At 29.9% G+C, this 2,669-nt stretch carries 1 protein-coding gene (only partly in view); it reads left to right on the top strand.

What is annotated here, in order from left to right; all coding sequences use genetic code 11:
- Positions 1–1,232: 1,232 nt before the first annotated feature.
- Positions 1,233–2,669 carry the 5' portion of a replication initiation protein gene (locus AC1RNE_RS22495; RefSeq protein WP_492804366.1) on the top strand. It continues 42 nt past the right edge of the window, so only the first 1,437 of its 1,479 coding nucleotides appear in the window; it begins with the start codon at positions 1,233–1,235; its stop codon lies off the right edge, out of view.

Genomic DNA, 2,669 nt, shown 5'->3' with positions numbered 1-2,669 from the left:
TGAAATAGCATTCCTTCTTCTGAGAAATCTCAATAATAACTCTTGAGTCAACATTTATGTAATGATTAGAAATGAAAAGATTATCAAAGGTACAAGATTTGCATGATATATTATACAATAATATACATAAAGCATAAAATTTCATACAAATAATTATTTTACCCTAAAATCATTTCTTTTTTAAACATAAAAAAAGAATAAAAACTCTCTCTCAATTTTTTGTTTTTTGAGAGAGTTTTTTAATATATTTTTAAAAGAGTTTTTTAATATATTTTTTAGCACCTCTGTAATTAACTGATAATCAATTTATTACACCACTTTTTGGCAACAAATTGTAGGTAGTTTGGCAACAAATTGTAGGTAGTTTGGCAACAAATTGTAGGTAATAGGCAACAAAATGTAGGTAATTAAGCAACAAATTGTAGGTAATAGGCAACAAAATGTAGGTACTAAGCAACAAATTGTAGGTATCGTAAATATGAGTTCATTTTTACGATATGTTAAGTGGATGATTTTTAGATATTTATAAAATACCTTGGCAACAAAATGTAGGTTTAGGTATAAATTACTACTAAAAAGCTTGGAAATATCAAGGATTTGCCACGTTTGAATAATTAGGCAACAAAATGTAGGTAATTTGATATATTTTTAAATCGATTATTTCAAAAATATCACTCCTTTTCAGATTTCCGAATAGCCATCATTTGGTTGTAGGCAATAATACAAAAAGACAAATTTCCTTCTGATGTGTTAGGCAACAAAATGTAGGTGTATTTTACTTTTCAATATTGCTTTCCACTCTTCATTAAGCAACAAATTGTAGGTGATTTGACTTTTTAAGGCTTATCCATGTGTTGCTTCGTGCAAAAGTCTATCTATGCCTCTAATAGGCAACAAATTGTAGGTAATTTCTCGCTAAATAACGTTTTTTTAGCTAAATTATCCTTATTCTAAATATTTACTGGCTTTGAATATTTACTGATAAAAGTAGCCAATATCTTTATTATGCAACAAATTGTAGGTATTTTTATGATATATGGCTGTTTTATCTATGTTTTTTTATATTCTATTAGGCAACAAAATGTAGGTAAATAAATTATCATACTTATTACGCTACATTATTGCCATCGGGTAAACGGGTAAAAAAATATAGCAATAAGCAACAGGTTTGGAAACATTTTTTTGTAAAGTTGCCAAAACAAATTAGTTTTGTATAGGTAACCAATATGCAGATGAAAAATGAATTAGATCCAAGCTTAAATATTGAATTGTTTCAGAATAATCCTGATTATCTGATTTTCAATAATCCGTTGGCCAATCCCAAATTCATTAGAAGAATTTCTAAGAATGAGTCGGTTTCTGTAGATGATATTTACACAAGGAAATTATTCATCGAAATCGCTTCACGTTTAAAGCCATCACATCTGTTCGGAATGGAACAGAATGAAAGCGTATGTTTTACTATTCATATCAAAGATTTTTTAGAAAGGATAGGAGTAACCCATAAAAAAGGCTACAACTATTTAATTGAAAGTGCTGAGATGCTTCAAACTACTTTATTAAAGTGGCGTGAAGGAAAATTAGAAGTAAGTACTACCATTATTTCTCAAATGATTCACGATGAAGGATCAGGAAAGATACAGCTCTTTATTGTGCGAGATTTGGCTCAGAAGATTTTAGAGGTAAACGAGCGAGAAAACTTCAGCTTTTTAAAAGAAAATTTTTTTAGGCTACAGAATAGCCAATCTATTAAGCTTTATCCATTTTTTAAATCTTGGTTAAACAAAGGGTTTTATGAAATAGATATCGAACGTTTCAAAATTCAATTTGAATATAACACTAGTGGTTATTTAAAGTTTTCAAATCTTGAAAAGCGGGTGTTGATACCAGCGATTGAAGAAATCAATGATAAAACAGACATTTTTATTACTTATCAGAAAAGAGGAACTAACCTAGATAAATTACGTCCGAAAATTACGGGATTATTATTTGTAATTAAATTGAAAGATAAAACCCCTTTTTCAGAACAGGACGAATTTATAAAACAGATTGAGTTCAAGAGCTTCTCTGAAATGATGGAACCTTTGAAACAAGAAGAAGAGCCAGATAATAACACCCGTCTATATACATTATTTAAAAAAGTTAATTTACAAGAAAAGCCAGAAGTCAATACGATTGAAATAGAAATTGATGCTTATGTAGACAAATATGGAAGAGAACTAGTAGAAGATTGTTTCAATGCATTAATAGATAAAAAAATAGCAGTGCGGAGTATGGCATATTTCAGTACTAGAAATCTGTTTGAACAGCACGAAGGATATACCAAACAAAAAAGGAAAAAAGCAGAAGAGAAAAAACAGAAGATTAAACAAGAAGCCGAACGAGTCAATCGTCAAGAAGAACTAAAAAGGCTAGTCATGCTTTTTAAAGAAGCAGAGCTGAATTACTTTGAAAGGAGATATGATGTATTGAGTGATGAGGACAAACTCAGTCTGATGAATGAAATGATGGAAGCTGGGCGAAATAGCGAATGGTACTTTGATACAAATACTCAGCCAACACAAATAGCCAAGCAACACATGGGAATGATTTTCTCATTAAGAGATTTATACAATCCATATAACAGGCTAGAGAAGTTTCAATATTGGATGAGTAAGGAAGGAAAAGAG

It is taken from the genome of Arcicella sp. GW822-FHT02H01, from assembly GCF_058802005.1.
Note: the sequence above shows the minus strand (reverse complement) of the source record. Positions and strands in the feature narration are given on the sequence as shown.